Here is a 15,705-nt window from a genome sequence, read left to right as displayed (position 1 = left end):
GCTGGCATCATGCGACCATGGCGGTGAACAGGATCGATGCGGTCGAGCTGCCCCGGACGGCGCTCGGCGACTTCTTGTCGTCGTCGGCGTTCGCGGAGATGCTCGACCCGGACGACGAGCGCACGTCCTCCCGCAGTGCGGCGGCCCGACGCGCCGAGGTCGCCGATGTGGTGCGCGCCGTCGACCGTTTCGCCGGCCGACGATTCGTCGACCGGGAGCGCGCCGGCGAGGTCGTCTTCGGCGGGATCACCGCCGGGGGGCTCGGGGTCCGCCCTTCGGTGGTCGACGAGGTGCTCGCCCTGCTGCGGCCAGTCGGCGTCCCTGCGCCCGGTGCTCCGAAACCCGTTCCCTACGAGGCGCAGTCGGTGCTCGGTAGCTACGTCTATGCACTGGTCGATCCGCGTGACGCCACGGTGTTCCACATCGACGCCGGCCGCGGGAACCGCGTGTACCGCCACACCGCCGCCGCGCTGGCGGGCGACGCACCCGACCCCGCCGACATCGTCGGCGACGACGACCCGGCCGAGGTCGCGGCCGCCGTCTCCGAGCGCATCCGCGACATCGACGCCGACGGGTTCGGCGTCGAACACTGGATTCTGCGGTACGACGTCGGTTCCCTCGATTCGGCTGCAGAGCACGCTCTTTCGCTGCGACGCACGACACTCGACGTCGTCGCTCTGACCGGATCGAAACTGCCGGAAACGCCGGATGCACAGGGGCCGTGGCGCATCGAGGAGCTGATCCTGCGCCATGCGGCGCCGGTGTCGCCGCCGCTACCGGATCCGTGCGTGCTGGTGAAGGTCGACGAGTCCGCCCGGAGCGACGTCACCGCCGACGTGATCTACGAATCCGCCCGCAGCGCTTGGCGTGCGGGCCCGCACCGCACCGTCCCGGACCTGCCGGTCCTGGTCTTCGCCGAGGACCTCGTCCGGGCCGTCCACCGTGTCGACTACTGGGAGTCCTACCGCGACGCCGCGGGAAACCTGGATCCGAAGCGGTGGGTGTACACCGGGAAACCCGACGCCGAACTCGAGGCCCGATATGTGGGTACCAGCCTGCGCGAGGTCCGGCAGGAACGCGGCGGCAAGTGGAATCCGTCCGGCTGGCACCCGTACGGACACGTTCCCTGAGCCTGTCCGTTGGAACAAACTCGCCTGTCGTGATCCGACGAGGGACGCGCGGTCTGTTCTACTCGCGGCATCGTCCATCGACAGAAAGCCGGCGCATGTCCTCGGATCGACGCGATTCATTCGACCACCGCACCGCCCTGATCACCGGGGCCTCCGCCGGGATCGGCAAGACGTTCGCGGAACATCTTGCCGCGAAGGGGTACGACCTACTGCTGGTCGCTCGTCGGGCCGACCGCCTCGACGAATTGTCCGAGCGACTACATCGCGAGCACGGCGTTCGCTGTGAGGTGTTCGCCGGGGATCTGTCCGAACCCGGCACGCCGGCCGCGATCATCGAGCGCGCCGATGAACTCGGGCTGGACATCGACGTGCTGATCAACAATGCCGGCATGTCGCTGAGCACCAAGTTCGCCGAGACCCCGTGGGAGGAGGTCGGAGGTCAGCTGCAGTTGATGCTGACCTCGCTGACCGAGCTGTCCCACCGCGTGCTCCCGGGGATGAAGAAGCGCAGATGGGGGCGGATCGTGAACGTCTCGTCCATCACGGCTCTGCTGCCTCCGGCGGAGGGCCTGCTCTACTCCGCGATCAAGTCGTATGTGCTGCTGATGTCCCAGTCCCTGGACATGGAACTGAAACCGCACGGCATCCACGTGACGGCGCTCTGTCCCGGTTTCACCAGGAGTGAGTTCCACGATGCGATGGGGGCGGAGACCCGCGAGACCGCCGATCGCCTGCCCGGCGTGCTGTGGCAGGAGCCCGAGGACGTCGTGCGCGAGGGATGGAGCGCGGTGATGAAGGGCGACGCGGTGTGCGTGACCGGCATGGTGAACAAGCTGGTCACGACGGCCGTGCGTCCCATTCCGCCGGGTATCCAGTACTTCCTCGGCCGGACGCTCAATCCGTTCAAGTAGACGCCGGGGCGGCTCATTTCTTGGTGCGCCGACTCCCGCCGTGCCAGTCCTCCTCGACACCCGCCTCGCCGTCGGTCACTCCGAAGGCCCGCAGTTGTGGCTTCTCCCGCAGGCTCCGCTTGAGCTCGGCGAAACCCGGGAAACTCGCCAGGCCGATCACGTGGTCCCACAGGACGACCGCGTCGTCGTCACCGGGTAGGCGGCTGATGACGGGCCCGAAGAAGGCCACTCCCTCGGGCGGCTGGAAGTGGATGATCGGCGTACCCACGTCGCGACCGGTCAGGGACAGGGCCTCGTCGGTCTCGGTTTGGATCTCCGCGTCGAACTCGTCGTCGTCGAGGGCGTTCAGGTGGTGCGCGGGCAACCCGAGTTCGTCCAGGACGGGTCCGAGGAACTCCGCGGTACCGCGGAAGTCGGTGGCGTCGACGGTGTAGGAACCGGTGTGCGCGTCGAAGATTCGTGTACCCAGCGCCTCGTAGAGCGGGCCGATGGCGGCCGGTCCGTGTTCGCGGCGGATGCTCGCCGCCGCGCGCAGAAGGCGGAGTCCGGCGGTGTGCCCGGCCTCGTACTCCGGCGGGAACTGCGCGTCGTAATCGACGTGTGCGTTCAGCAGACGGAGCGAGATGAATCGCCATTCCACCGTGTAGTCCCGCTGGGCCTGTACCGTTCGCACCCATTTGCTCGTCATCCACGCGAAGGGACAGACGGGATCGAAGTAGAAGTTGACGTCGGCCATGGACTCGACGGTAGACGACGCTGTGAGGCGGGGCTAAGCGGTCGCGAGCGAGTCGCTGAGCTGCAGTGCTAGCTTAGTCGGCCCTTCTGTCGGCGGGTCAAACCGATACCGCCGTGCCTCTTTGATGTTCTCAGGACTGTCTGAGGGTGATCGCGCCCTGTTCTGAACAGGTCGATCCGCCTAGCGAGCATCTAGGCCCTGCAAAGGTGCCTCGAGACAGGTCGCATCTGGACGGCGATGCGCATCGCTAGTCGGTGGCGTTCGTTGAGGATGGTGGCGAATCGGGAATCTATCTCCGCTGCGTTGATCGGAGGTATCGCTGTGCATGATCTGCGACCTCACGTGTCGTCAGCTCGTCCTTCGCAACTTTGTCGAGCAAGACATCGCCCCTCCTGTTGGCAACCGTTGCGAAAGACTTCTGGATTAGCTTCACTAACGTAGATAACAGCGACTGATTCGGCAACTGGTCGGTGCTGGCTATCTCGGCCGCTGTGGGGCGTAATTTCCTTGTGACGGCGACGGTAGCGATCATCGATAGATGTAGGAGGAAATCGTCGGTCTGCTCCCGATGATGGGCACGAAGGTATTCTTCGCAGACCCTTAGAAGTCGTATCGAATATGCATACATCTCAATCGGATGGTTGGAAGAGAACACCAACTCATAAACGTCGTCATCGAAGATCCTTGACAACTCTCCCCGGGCGACATGCGGTAGTTGAACGCATATACTCAGAACGGACTGGCCCATCTGATCGATTGTCACCAGATTTGATGACGAAACGCCCTGATTAAGGTAGAAATTCTTCCGACGCTCGTAGTAAAGATCATGGTTCCGTAGATGCTCCTCGATTTGTCGTTGGACCTTATCGGTTGCGCGAACTGCACTAATTCCTAGGTTTGTTTGGCTATTTGTCGCTCGAATTATACGGTCGCGAATAGTCTCGTCCTGCGCCTCGATAATCTTGACTAGAACTCCGCGAGTGTCCGTGACAGGAGCTGTGGCATTCTCTCGTGCCCGCTTGTAAACCTCGTGGGAGGTCTGAAGTCCGTTTACAATCTGAGGAGAAGCTAGCTCGAGTATTTTTCCTGCTTGCTGAACCTTGTCTGCAACAATCGTCACACCGTTATTAAGCCACCAGAAATCCACATCTTGCTCCCGGTTTTCTAGGGTAGTTCGAATGCTCGCATTGACGGCGGTCTCTCCCTCGTAGTCCCGAACGTTTGCTTCGAACAGTGAAGCATCGAGCTTCCCTGTTTCATCCGTGATGAATTCTTGATACCGAGTCAAGCTGACTACGCCGATGTAACCGCCAGTGCGATCGGTCGCCAGTGGGAACTCGGTGAGAGTTAGGGAGCGATTAGTAACCGGCCGCTGCCGTGCAAGATCAGCCACACGCTCGGCATCTAGAAAGTCTGCGGCGACGCTCGCCGAGCCAAAGCAAGTGCGAAAGGCCTTCTCGAGCTTTCCAGTCCTGATGTGAAGATTCGGGTGAATGTGGTCCGCCTTCAAAGAAGCGAATGCGAAGTACACCGAGAGCGTGGGCATTTCCAGAGAACGGTAGGACTTTAGAAATCTACGCGTAATCTCTATGACTTTCGCGTTGAACGTTTTGGCGAGTTGTGGCTCGTCACGTTCGAAGTCCAACAGATTCGGAATGTTCACAATCAGTTTGTCGATGGATGACTCGCTAAAACTTTTCGAGTTCTTGACTTGTAGGAATATTAGATCGAGGTGTGCCCGACGGCCCAGGCTATGGATGGCTGAGTCGTCTCGGACGTGATAACCGTCAGCGAAGATGTATACGGCGTCGATTCCGCCGTCATGCATTCCATCGACAACCCCCGATACGATGTCATCGTGCGCAGGTTTGTATTCGCGGAGATAGTGCTTCGCGACGAAGTATGCTTCCTGGGCGGATGCTGACAGAGTCGCCGTGTCCTGGCGTGACCGTGACACCATATCAGCAAGAAGCGTTACATCATTGGAAGTCATTCGGCGGTTGTCTCCGGTGTTAGGTGCGTTAAGAGCTCTAGCCTCTGTGGCTGTTGGTTATCAGGCGGCCCGTTCCGTGTACTAAGTCCGCTGATACGCGGTGACCGCCCTTGCTGGCCGGCACACGAATCGACCAATGCGCGTCAGATATGCCTGCTTCTGGACCAAGTCGGCGTGGGCCTCACTGGAGACCCACGCCGACTTCCAGATCAGCGCTGCGCGCTCGCGAGTGCCTCGTTGAACGTCGTGCTCGGACGCATGACGGCGGCGGTCTTGTCCCAGTCGGGGTAGTAGTAACCGCCGATGTCGACCTGCTCGCCCTGTACCGCGTTCAGCTCCTCGACGATCTTGTCCTCGTTGGCCGCGAGGGTCTCGGCCAGCGACGAGAAGTGCTTCGCGAGATCCTCGTCCTCGGTCTGCGCCGCGAGTTCTTGCGCCCAGTAGAGCGCCAGGTAGAACTGGCTGCCGCGGTTGTCGAGTTCGCCGGTCTTGCGCGACGGCCCCTTGTCGTTCTCGAGCAGCTTGCCGGTGGCGGTGTCGAGGGCCTTCGCCAGGATGACGGCGCGCTTGTCGTCGAACTTCTTGCCCACGTCCTCGAGGCTCACCGCGAGCGCGAGGAACTCGCCGAGCGAGTCCCAGCGGAGGTGGTTCTCTTCGATGAGCTGCTTGACGTGCTTCGGCGCCGAGCCGCCCGCGCCGGTCTCGTAGAGTCCGCCGCCGGCCATCAGCGGGACGATCGACAGCATCTTGGCGCTGGTGCCGAGTTCCAGGATCGGGAACAGGTCGGTCAGGTAGTCGCGCAGGATGTTGCCCGTGGCCGAGATGGTGTCCAGGCCGCGGACGACGCGCTCGAGGGTGTACCGCATGGCGCGGACCTGCGACATGATCTGGATGTCGAGGCCCTCGGTGTCGTGATCCGGCAGGTACTTGTGGACCTTCTTGATCAGCTCGTTCTCGTGCGGGCGATACGGGTCGAGCCAGAAGAGCACCGGCATCCCGGAATCGCGGCACCGGTTCACGGCCAGCTTGATCCAGTCCTGGATGGGCGCGTCCTTGACGATGCACAGACGCCAGATGTCGCCCTCCTCGACGGTCTGGGTGAGCAGCACCTCGCCGGTCTCCAGATCGGTGATGTTGGCGGTGCCGCCCGCGGGGACCTCGAAGGTCTTGTCGTGCGAGCCGTACTCCTCGGCCTTCTGCGCCATCAGGCCGACGTTGGGCACCGTGCCCATCGTCGTCGGATCGAACTGCCCGTTGGTCTTACAGAAGTTGATCATCTCCTGATAGATGCGGGAGAAGGTCGACTCCGGGTTGACGGCCTTGGTGTCCTTGAGTCGGCCGTCGGCGCCGTACATCTTGCCGCCCGCGCGGATCATGGCCGGCATCGAGGCGTCGACGATGACGTCGCTGGGGGAGTGGAAGTTGGTGATGCCGCGGGCCGAGTCGACCATCGCCAGCTCGGGGCGATGCTCGTGGCACTTGTGCAGGTCGTCGATGATCTCCTCGCGCTGCGCGCTGGGCAGCGACTCGATCTTGCTGTAGAGATCCGACAGCCCGTTGTTGACGTTGACGCCGAGTTCGTCGAAGAGTTCGCCGTGCTTCTCGAAGGCCTCGCGATAGAAGACCTTGACCGCGTGCCCGAAGACGATGGGGTGCGAGACCCGCATCATGGTGGCCTTCACGTGCAGCGAGAACATCACGCCGGTCTTGTAGGCGTCGTCGATCTGTTCCTCGTAGAACTTGATCAGGGCCTTCTTGCTCATGAACATGCTGTCGATGACATCACCGTCGGTCAGCGACACCTCCGGCTTGAGCACAAGGGTCTCGCCGGAGTCGGTGATCAGCTCCATCTTGACCTTGCGGTCACCGGAGACGGTCATCGACTTCTCGCCGTGGTAGAAGTCGCCCTCGCGCATGTGGGCGACGTGGGTGCGCGATGCCATCGACCATTCACCCATGCTGTGCGGGTGCTTCTTGGCGTACTCCTTGACCGCCTTCGGTGCGCGACGGTCCGAGTTTCCTTCGCGCAGAACGGGGTTCACGGCGCTACCGAGGCACTTGGTGTACCGGTCGCGAATCGCGCGCTCCTCGTCGGTCTTCGGGTTGCCCGGGAAGTCGGGCAGGTCGTAACCCTTGCCCTGCAGCTCCTTGATGGCGGCGAGCAGCTGGGGGACCGACGCGGAGATGTTGGGGAGCTTGATGATGTTGGTGTCGGACTTCTGGGTCAGCTTGCCGAGCTCACCCAGGTTGTCGGTGACCTTCTGGTCATCGGGCAGGAGGTCGGAGAACTCGGCGAGGATGCGAGCCGCGACGGAGATGTCGCTGGTCTCGACGGAGATCCCGGCCGCTCCGGCGAACGTGCGCACGACCGGCAGAAACGCATGAGTGGCGAGCATGGGTGCCTCGTCGGTCAGCGTATAGATGATGGTCGGCTGTTCGGCACTCATGCGATGTGTTCTCGATTCTGTCTTGGTCGACGCGTTTGTGTTCGGCCTTGTGGGTCCGGTTTTACCGATATCACGACGGGGATGGACTCGCGTGACATCCACCCATGATTTTGCCTGTCCGGGCCGGGCGGCGGGAGACGTGGTCGGTGGATTCGCGTCGAACGCCAGGTGGTAACGGCTGTGACCTGGCCTGCGTCCCAAAATTTGTGTGGTCGACGCCACAGTCGGTTCGCCCGGGGTGCCGACATGAGTCGACCCCACTCGGTGGCGGGTGATCGCCGTCGAGCGGGGCCGGTCGGGACGGTGGGGCTTGGTGCGGGTGGTGTCAGGCGACGCGAACCGGCACGGTCTGCCGGAGCCTGATCAGGCCGTCCCGGATGCGGGACTTGACGGTCGGCAGGGCGACGTCGAGATGTTCGGCGACCTCGCGGTAGGTGAGCCCATGGAAGTAGGCGAGCTCGATCGCCTGGCGCTGCAGCGGGGTGAGGGTTTCCAGGCCGGTGTGGATCAGGCGGGCGATCTCGCGTCGCTCCACCGATTCGCTGACCTCGTCGACCTCGCGGCCGGTGTCGGCGATGCCGTAGGCGACGGTCCGGCGGGTCGCCGCCGACTCCGAGCGCACGCGATCGACCGCGCGACGATGCGCGAGCGTGAGAATCCACGACAGTGCGGAGCCGGACGCGGGATCGTAGGCGTCGGCATTGCGCCAGACCGCCAGGAACGTCTCCTGGGTGGCTTCCTCGCTGTAGCCCGGATCGCGGAGGACCCGCAGCGTCATGCCGTAGACCCGGTCGCACGTCGCGTCGTAGAACTGCGCGAACGCGTCCATGTCGCCGGTTGCCACCCGGGCGAGGAGAGTGCTCAGTTCGGTGTCTTTCATCACGAAGCTCCTTGCCGCAGATGGATTGTCCCGCTCTCGGGGTTCACGTCGGGCGGACTGCGCCGGGTGGCCGAGTTGCGATGTGTCCAACGCTAGGCCCCGCGCTGCGCACAGTGATCATCGCGACACACAACGGGACGCTTTCGCAATACTTGGTAACGGGGAGATAACGGCGGGGCTCGCGGCCTCCGAACAACGGGTGAGCTGGGATGTCGGCGCTGCGGAGTAGCCTGCTCGCCACGAGAGGAGCGTGGATGCCTGACGACACCATAACGATCGCCGACGGTCGTGCACGTTGCCTGTGGGCGGCGCGCGAACCGGAGACCACCTATCACGACACGGAGTGGGGGTTCCCGATCGCCGGCGACACGGCGCTGTTCGAGCGTGTCTGCCTCGAGGGTTTCCAGTCGGGGCTGAGCTGGCGGACGATCCTGATCAAGCGGGAGAACTTCCGTGCGGCGTTCGCGGGGTTCGACATCGAGCGCGTGGCGCGCTTCACCGACGCCGACGTCACCAGGTTGCTCGCCGACGCCGGCATCATCCGGCACCGCGGCAAGATCGAGGCGTCGATCAACAATGCGCGCCGGGCCGTCGAGCTGATCGACGAGCAGGGGTCGCTGGAGTCCTATTTCTGGGGATACGCCCCGGCCGGGGAACACGTGCCGGGTTCGATGACGACATCGCCCGAGTCGCTCGCTCTGTCGAAGGACCTGAAGAAGCGTGGCTGGCGGTTCGTCGGGCCGACGACCATGTTCGCTCTCATGCAGGCAACGGGAATGGTCAACGACCACGCCTACGGCTGCGTGATCCGAGGTGACGTGGAGGCGGCGCTACGTACGGCGAGCCCGCATAGATTGTAGACAATCCGACAATGTGCCATCATCCCTGCATGACGGCCCAGATCGGCATCGGGATGGTATGCCCGTTCGACATGGCTCTCGATCGTGAGCTGTGGCGGTGGATGCCGGATACGGTGTCGCTGTACTTCACCCGCACCGGTTTCATCGACGCGCCGGTCGACGTGGAACTGTGCCGCGACCTCAACAACCACGCCGAGATCGCCGCCGCCGTGCGGGCCGTCTCGTCGGTCGGTCCGCGCGCCTTCGGTTACGCCTGCGCGTCGGGCAGCTTCGTCTACGGGATGGCCGGTGCGCTCGAGATCTCGAACTGCATGGTCGCGGCCGGCGCCGAGCGGGCGGTGACGACCTCCGAGGCACTGATCCGCGCCCTCGATGCGCTGAACGTCGGTACGCTCTCGGTCGCCACGCCGTACACGGCGTCCCTCACCGGCCTGCTGTGCGATTTCCTCGCCGAGTCCGGCCGGAGCGTCGTCGCCCAGGCGGGGCTCGGGCGGAACTCCGAGATCTGGACCATTCCGTACCACGTGACCGCGGACCTCATCCGCGCCGCGGACCACCCCGACGCCGACGCGATCTTCGTGTCCTGCACCAACCTGTGGACCTACGACATCCTCGCCGGCCTCGAAGCCGAACTCGGCAAGCCGGTCCTGTCGGCGAACCAGGTCACCGCCTGGGCGACCCTGTGCGACGCCGGGGTTCTCGGTGAATTCGGCAGGCACGCGGACTCTTCGGACCGCCGTGCGCAGACACTGTTCGCCCGTAGCATTGCCGCATGACCTCGAGCGCGGCGACATTCGGCGAAGCAGGCACCGCCAAGTACGTGAATCTGACGACCTACCGCAAGGACGGCACCGCGGTGACTTCCCCGCTGTGGGCGGCGCTCGACGGCGACCGCCTCGTGATGTGGACCGTCGCGGATTCGTGGAAGGTCAAGCGTCTGCGACGCGATCCGCGCGTCGTCGTGCAGGCCTGTGACGTTCGGGGCCACAAGACTTTCGGCGAGCCCGTCAGTGGTACCGCCGAGGTGCTCGACGCCGCGGACAGCGGCCGCGTCAAGAAGGCCATCGCCGACAAGTACGGACTCCTCGGCAAGATCACCATGCTCGGAAGCAAGCTCCGCCGGGGCGAGGCCGGCAGCGTGGGGATCGTCATCACGCCTGCGGTCTGACGCGCTGCTGGGTGCACAGCCCACGGATGTGGGAGTGGCATTCGGTCCAGATCTGCTCGTGGGCGACGGCGTCGATCTGGCCGGATCGAAGCTCGTCGTCGGCTCGGCGCAGCCGTGCGGCGACCCTTCGAAGTGCATCTCGCCGCTCGGTCTCGCCTCTTGGGCGCATCCTGGGGTCCTCGATCCACACCTCCATCACCGCCTGGCGTGGCCGGGTCTCGCGGGTGGCGAGCCACGCGGCCACCGCCGGAATCGGAGTCAGGATCACCGCGCCGACGACCGCCACCGCACCGGAGGTACCCACCGCGGCCGCCACGATGATGGTGACCAGGAGCAGTACCCCCGTGATCGCTGCACTGTGATGCCACGCCCGCAGCCACCGACGCTCTCGTACGGTCGCCCCGGGCGGGAAGACGGTGATTCGGTGACAGGTGTCGTGATGCGCATGGTCCGTCGTGGCGAAGCCCCAGAGGGGTCCGGCGTCGAATACTCGCGTGATGATCCCGGTCATGGCACCGATGTCTACTCGCGCCGGCGCCTCACACAGACCGTCTGAACGCGATCTGAACGTCGCAGCGGGCGATCCCTACGCGATCGTGACACCCCCGTCGACTCGGTGCGTCCGTACGATTCGCGCCCGGATCACCGGCTCTGCCAACGCCTCGTCAATTTCGCTCCCCGGCGCGTATGGAACGCGTTAAGGACTGCCGCAGACGACGTCGATGCGCACCATCCTGTCATGAGCCCACAGATCGGTGGGCTGTGCGAAAGGGAGTGAGTGATCGTGGCGGATGTGTTGTACGTCGTGCTCGCCGTGGGAGGGTTCGCCCTGCTCGTGCTTGCATTGCGCGGAATCGACCTCAGGATCAAGAAGTGACCGTGGATGGGGTGACCAACGTCGTCCTGCTCGCCCTGGCGACGGCGGTGGTCGCCTTTCTGTTGGTGGCGCTGGTGTTTCCGGAGAGGTTCTGATCCCAGATGAGCACAACCGTTTCAGGCCTGCTCCAACTCACCGCTCTCGTACTGGTGCTCGCCGCTGTGTACGTTCCCCTCGGCGACTACATGGCGCGCGTCTACACCAGCGACCGGGACCTCTTCGCCGAGCGCGTCTTCTACCGCGTGGCCCGTATCGATCCGCGGAGTCGACAGACCTGGCTGGGTTATACGCTGGCGGTTCTCGGCTTCTCGCTGGTGTCGTTTCTCACACTGTTTCTCATCCAGCGCATGCAAGGGGTCCTGCCGTGGTCAGACGGCAAGCCGGGCGTGGATCCGTCGACGGCTTTCAACACGGCGATCTCGTTCGTCAGCAACACCAACTGGCAGTCGTACTCACCCGAGGTCGTGATGAGCAACCTGACCCAGATGGTCGGGTTGGCGGTCCAGAACTTCGCCTCCGCCGCCGTCGGGATGGCCGTGGCCATCGCGGTGATCCGCGGCATCATCGACCGTCGTGCAAGCGGCCAACTCGGCAACTTCTGGGTTGACCTGGTGCGAGGTGTTATCCGAATCCTGTTGCCGCTCAGTCTGATCGTCGCGACATTGTTACTTACACAAGGCGTGGTGCAGTCATGGCACTCCGGCTTCGGGTGGACCGCGCTCGACGGCACCGACGCACGCAGTGTCATCGGTCCGTTCGCCTCCCAGGAAGCGATCAAAGAGCTCGGTACCAATGGCGGCGGTACGTTGTCGGCGAACTCCGCGCACCCGTTCTCCAACCCGACCCCGTTGTCCAACATCATCGAGAACCTCGCGCTCCTGCTGATCCCGGTGTGCCTGACGCGCACCTACGGAACGCTGGTCCGTGACCGGCGGCAGGGGATGACCATCCTCGGCGTCATGGCGGCCATCTGGGCGCTCATGCTCACGGTCGTCTGGACGTTCGAGAGCCGCACGGCCGGAGCGGCATCCGCTGCTGCGGGGGCCATGATGGAGGGCAAGGAGGTACGGCTGGGGGTGCCGGCCTCGGCCTTGTTCGCCGTGTCGACCACCGGGACCTCGACCGGTGCCGTCAACTCCATGCACGACAGTTTCTCCGCCGCCGGCGGGGGAGCGCTGATCTGGAACATGCTCCTCGGGGAGGTCGCGCCCGGCGGGGTGGGATCGGGGCTCTACGGCATCCTGGTGATGGCGGTGATCACCGTGTTCATCGGGGGGCTCCTGGTCGGGCGGTCACCGACCTTCCTCGGCAAGCGGATCGGTCAGCACGAGATCACGATGGCGGCACTGTATGTGTTGGTGATGCCGGCGCTGGTGCTGGCCGGCACGGGTGTCTCGATGGTCTTGGGCTCGACGATCGACGCCCAGGGCAACAGCGGGGATCCGGGTAGCCCGGGTTCCATCCACGGGTTCGGCGAGGTCCTCTACGCCTACACGTCGGCCGCCAACAACAACGGCAGTGCCTTCGGCGGGCTCACGGTGACCAGCGACTGGTTCCAGGCCTCGCTCGGAGTGGCGATGTTGCTCGGACGGTTCCTGCCCATCGTGCTCGTGCTCGCTCTGGCCGGTCTGCTGGCGCGGCAACGTCCCCGCGGCATCGAGATGTCGGCCGGTGACGGGGTCAGCGCAGATGCGATGCCGGCCGCCGAGATGCCAGCGGGCGGATCGGATGGGGCGCGCACCGCAGTGCTGTCCGCCCCGGCCGAGGCCGAGGAGTCGGCCCGTGCCACCCTGCCCACCCACGGACTGCTGTTCGGATTCCTGCTCGCGGCGACGATCCTGCTCGTCGCGGGACTCACCTTCTTCCCGGCGATGGCGCTGGGACCGATAGCCGAGGCCCTTCTGTGACAACGCAACTCTCTGAAACCGACGATCCCGCGGACACTCGGGACGCCCCGGATCGCGACGCCACTCCGGCGCTGGTGTCGAGCGGTGCGTTCGACGCCCGCTCGCTCGTGACCTCCCTGCCGCTCGCGCTCCGCAAGCTCGACCCGCGTGATCAAGCGCGCAACCCGGTGATGTTCGTGGTGTTCCTCGGTGCGGTCGTGACCACGGTTCTCGCTGTGGCACAACCGTCGTGGTTCAGCGCGACGGTGGCGGCCTGGCTGTGGTTCACCGTGCTGTTCGCCAACCTGGCCGAGGCCGTGGCCGAGGGTCGCGGACGCGCGCAGGCAGACAGCTTGCGAAAGGTCAAGCGCGACACGATCGCTCGTCGAATGCGGCAGGACGGCTCGATCGAGGAGGTGTCGGGCAGCGCGTTGGCCATCGGCGACCTCGTGATCGTCGAGGCGGGTGAGACGATCGCGGGCGACGGCGATGTCGTCGACGGGATCGCCACCGTGGACGAATCGGCGATCACCGGTGAATCAGCGCCGGTGGTACGCGAATCCGGCGGCGACCGCTCGGCGGTCACCGGTGGCACCGTGGTGTTGTCGGACCGGATCGTCGTGCGCATCACCACGTCTCCCGGGGAGACATTCGTCGACCGGATGATCGCGTTGGTCGAAGGTGCCGCCCGTAAGAAGACCCCCAACGAGATCGCGCTCGACATCCTGCTGACCAGTCTCACGGTGATCTTCGTGCTCGCCGTCGTGGCCGTCGGACCGATGCAGGAATATGCCGGACAGTCGCCCGACCCGGTGAAGCTGATCGCGCTCCTGGTCTGCCTCATCCCCACCACGATCGGGGCACTGCTGAGCTCGATCGGCATCGCGGGGATGGATCGTCTGGTGCAACGCAACGTGCTCGCCATGTCCGGGCGCGCGGTGGAAGCGGCCGGTGACATCGACACCTTGCTCATGGACAAGACCGGCACCATCACCTACGGCAATCGACGCGCAACCGATCTGCATCCTGCGCCGGGTGTCTCGGTGGACGAACTCGCAGGCGTCGCCTACCAGTGCAGTCTGGCCGACGACACACCGGAGGGTCGTAGCATCGTCGACCTCTGTCGTTCCACCTACGGGGTCGAGTGCATGGACGACACCATTGTTGCCGAGGCGCGTGGCCGGATGCATCCGCACTATCAGATCGTCGCCTTCACCGCCCAGACCAGGATGAGCGGCATGGACGTCCACGCCGACGGCGCTGTCGTCGAATACCGGAAGGGCGCCGCGGATGCCTTGACGAACTGGGTTGTCGCCGGGCGCGGTGGGGTGGACGAGTCGGTCGTCGCCGATGTCGACCGCGTGTCCACGGGCGGCGGCACGCCTCTGGTCGTCGGACTGCGCGAAGCTGGACAGCCTGCCCGCGTGCTCGGTGTGATCGAGCTGTCCGATGTCGTCAAGCCGGCGATGCGCGAGCGTTTCGAGCAGTTGCGGGCCATGGGGATTCGGACGGTCATGGTGACGGGAGACAATCCGCTCACCGCACGGGCGATCGCCGACGAGGCCGGTGTGGACGACTTCGTGGCCGAGGCCACTCCCGAGCAGAAACTGGATCTCATCCGGTCCGAGCAGGCGTCCGGACGGCTCGTCGCGATGACCGGCGACGGTACCAACGACGCACCCGCACTGGCGCAGGCCGACGTGGGGCTGGCGATGAACACCGGGACCTCGGCGGCCAAGGAAGCCGGCAACATGGTGGACCTCGACTCCGACCCGACCAAGCTCATCGAGGTGGTGGCGATCGGTAAGCAGCTGCTGATCACCCGAGGCGCGCTGACGACCTTCTCGCTCGCCAACGACCTGGCGAAGTACTTCGCGATCCTGCCCGCGATGTTCACCGCCGTCTACCCGCAGCTCGACGCCCTCAACGTCATGGGTCTGCATTCGGCGCAGTCGGCCATCGTCTCCGCGGTGATCTTCAACGCACTGATCATCGTGGCGCTCATCCCGCTGTCCCTGCGTGGTGTGCGCTACCGGCCGGGCTCGGCGTCGAAACTGTTGGGACGCAACCTGCTCATCTACGGGATCGGCGGCGTGGTCACACCGTTCGTCGGCATCTGGCTGATCGATCTCGTCGTTCGATTCGTACCGGGAATGGGCTGATCACCATGAACACACTTCTGTCCGGCTTCTTACGCCAGTGCGTCGCCGCCGTCGTCGTGCTCCTAGGCCTCACGATGCTCGTGGGTGTCGCCTATCCCGCTGCGGTCTGGGCGATATCGCGGGTGGATTCGTCCAAGGCCGAGGGATCGAGACTGACGGATGCGGCCGGCTGCACGATCGGCTCGTCCCTCATCGGTGTCGATCCCCAGGTGCCGCCCGGGGCTCCCGACCCCTATCTGCACGCGCGAGTGGTCGGTGCCGAGGACGAACCGATGGCGACCGGCGACCCGTCGGCGTCCGCGGCGAGCAACCAGGGCCCGAACAGCGAGCTCCTGCTGGAGAACGTCGAGGCCCGGCGCGCGATCGTCGCCGCACGGGAGGGCGTGGCACCGACGCAGGTGCCCGCCGACGCGGTGACCGGGTCGGGCTCGGGACTCGACCCGCACATCAGCCCGGCGTATGCCCGACTCCAGATCCCGCGACTGGCCCGGGAGAACCGGATGTCGACCGGCGACGTCAGCGCCGTCATCGACGCCCACACCGAGGGCCGGCAAGGGGGATTCCTCGGCGAGCCGCGGGTCAACGTCCTCGAGGTCAATGTGGCCCTCGGCCACACGCCGCCCGGCTGTCGGGCCCCGTGACCGAGGCTAGAATC

Annotated in this window: 14 protein-coding genes; 9 read left to right on the top strand and 5 right to left on the bottom strand. The window is 65.0% G+C overall.

The genetic code is table 11. The annotated features are described in order from the left end of the window. Positions 1-32 precede the first annotated feature (32 nt). Positions 33-1,130 (top strand): GIY-YIG nuclease family protein, encoded by a 1,098-nt coding sequence (locus tag ACFVHY_RS16375; RefSeq protein WP_390273821.1) that lies wholly within the window; start codon positions 33-35, stop codon positions 1,128-1,130. Positions 1,131-1,225: 95 nt separating this feature from the next. Then, positions 1,226-2,041, top strand: coding sequence for an SDR family NAD(P)-dependent oxidoreductase (locus tag ACFVHY_RS16370; RefSeq protein ID WP_390273700.1), 816 nt, complete (start codon positions 1,226-1,228; stop codon positions 2,039-2,041). Positions 2,042-2,054: 13 nt separating this feature from the next. On the opposite strand, the gene ACFVHY_RS16365 is transcribed toward ACFVHY_RS16370, so the two are convergent. The 4 genes from ACFVHY_RS16365 to sigK form a co-directional block, all read right to left on the bottom strand. Beyond that, positions 2,055-2,777 carry a hypothetical protein gene (locus tag ACFVHY_RS16365; protein ID WP_390273698.1) on the bottom strand — a complete coding sequence of 241 codons (723 nt, stop codon included), beginning with the start codon at positions 2,775-2,777 and terminating at the stop codon, positions 2,055-2,057. Positions 2,778-3,066: 289 nt separating this feature from the next. After that, positions 3,067-4,770, bottom strand: a complete 1,704-nt coding sequence (locus ACFVHY_RS16360; RefSeq protein WP_390273696.1) for an AIPR family protein — start codon at positions 4,768-4,770, stop codon at positions 3,067-3,069. A gap of 209 nt (positions 4,771-4,979) precedes the next feature. After that, positions 4,980-7,217, bottom strand: coding sequence for an NADP-dependent isocitrate dehydrogenase (locus ACFVHY_RS16355; protein ID WP_390273694.1), 2,238 nt, complete (start codon positions 7,215-7,217; stop codon positions 4,980-4,982). A gap of 325 nt (positions 7,218-7,542) precedes the next feature. Beyond that, positions 7,543-8,097 (bottom strand): ECF RNA polymerase sigma factor SigK, encoded by a 555-nt coding sequence (gene sigK / locus ACFVHY_RS16350; protein ID WP_058249824.1) that lies wholly within the window; start codon positions 8,095-8,097, stop codon positions 7,543-7,545. 254 nt (positions 8,098-8,351) lie between these two features. On the opposite strand from sigK, the gene ACFVHY_RS16345 reads away from it, so the two are divergent. The 3 genes from ACFVHY_RS16345 to ACFVHY_RS16335 are packed head-to-tail and all read left to right on the top strand — an operon-like array spanning position 8,352 to position 10,125. Next, positions 8,352-8,957: a DNA-3-methyladenine glycosylase I gene (locus ACFVHY_RS16345; RefSeq protein ID WP_390273692.1), complete on the top strand. Its 606-nt coding sequence runs from the start codon at positions 8,352-8,354 to the stop codon at positions 8,955-8,957. A gap of 29 nt (positions 8,958-8,986) precedes the next feature. Continuing rightward, positions 8,987-9,733: an Asp/Glu/hydantoin racemase gene (locus tag ACFVHY_RS16340; protein ID WP_390273690.1), complete on the top strand. Its 747-nt coding sequence runs from the start codon at positions 8,987-8,989 to the stop codon at positions 9,731-9,733. Continuing rightward, complete coding sequence (locus ACFVHY_RS16335; RefSeq protein WP_390273688.1) at positions 9,730-10,125, top strand: PPOX class F420-dependent oxidoreductase; 396 nt, start codon at positions 9,730-9,732, stop codon at positions 10,123-10,125. Before ACFVHY_RS16340 ends, ACFVHY_RS16335 begins: the two co-directional genes overlap by 4 nt. Here ACFVHY_RS16335 and ACFVHY_RS16330 read toward each other — a convergent pair. Then, complete coding sequence (locus tag ACFVHY_RS16330; RefSeq protein ID WP_390273686.1) at positions 10,109-10,636, bottom strand: DUF6611 family protein; 528 nt, start codon at positions 10,634-10,636, stop codon at positions 10,109-10,111. The genes ACFVHY_RS16335 and ACFVHY_RS16330 overlap by 17 nt on opposite strands. Positions 10,637-10,998: 362 nt before the next feature. Here ACFVHY_RS16330 and ACFVHY_RS16325 point away from each other — a divergent pair, with 362 nt between their 5' ends. From ACFVHY_RS16325 to ACFVHY_RS16310, 4 genes are read left to right on the top strand one after another with little or no spacing between them, the layout of a single operon-like run. Continuing rightward, on the top strand, positions 10,999-11,097 hold the full coding sequence (locus tag ACFVHY_RS16325) for a potassium-transporting ATPase subunit F (RefSeq protein ID WP_211539599.1): 99 nt from the start codon (positions 10,999-11,001) through the stop codon (positions 11,095-11,097). 6 nt (positions 11,098-11,103) lie between these two features. After that, positions 11,104-12,909, top strand: coding sequence for a potassium-transporting ATPase subunit KdpA (gene kdpA / locus ACFVHY_RS16320; protein WP_390273683.1), 1,806 nt, complete (start codon positions 11,104-11,106; stop codon positions 12,907-12,909). Then, positions 12,906-15,050, top strand: coding sequence for a potassium-transporting ATPase subunit KdpB (kdpB, locus tag ACFVHY_RS16315; RefSeq protein WP_390273681.1), 2,145 nt, complete (start codon positions 12,906-12,908; stop codon positions 15,048-15,050). The genes kdpA and kdpB overlap by 4 nt, the downstream gene beginning before the upstream one ends. A gap of 5 nt (positions 15,051-15,055) precedes the next feature. Beyond that, entirely contained in the window at positions 15,056-15,691 is a 636-nt protein-coding gene (locus ACFVHY_RS16310) for a potassium-transporting ATPase subunit C (RefSeq protein WP_390273679.1), read from the top strand. Positions 15,692-15,705: the final 14 nt, after the last annotated feature.

It is taken from the genome of Gordonia sp. NPDC127522 (assembly GCF_042672305.1).
GTDB classification, from domain to species: Bacteria; Actinomycetota; Actinomycetes; order Mycobacteriales; family Mycobacteriaceae; genus Gordonia; species Gordonia hongkongensis.
This window is presented reverse-complemented; position numbering and strand designations above follow the sequence as displayed.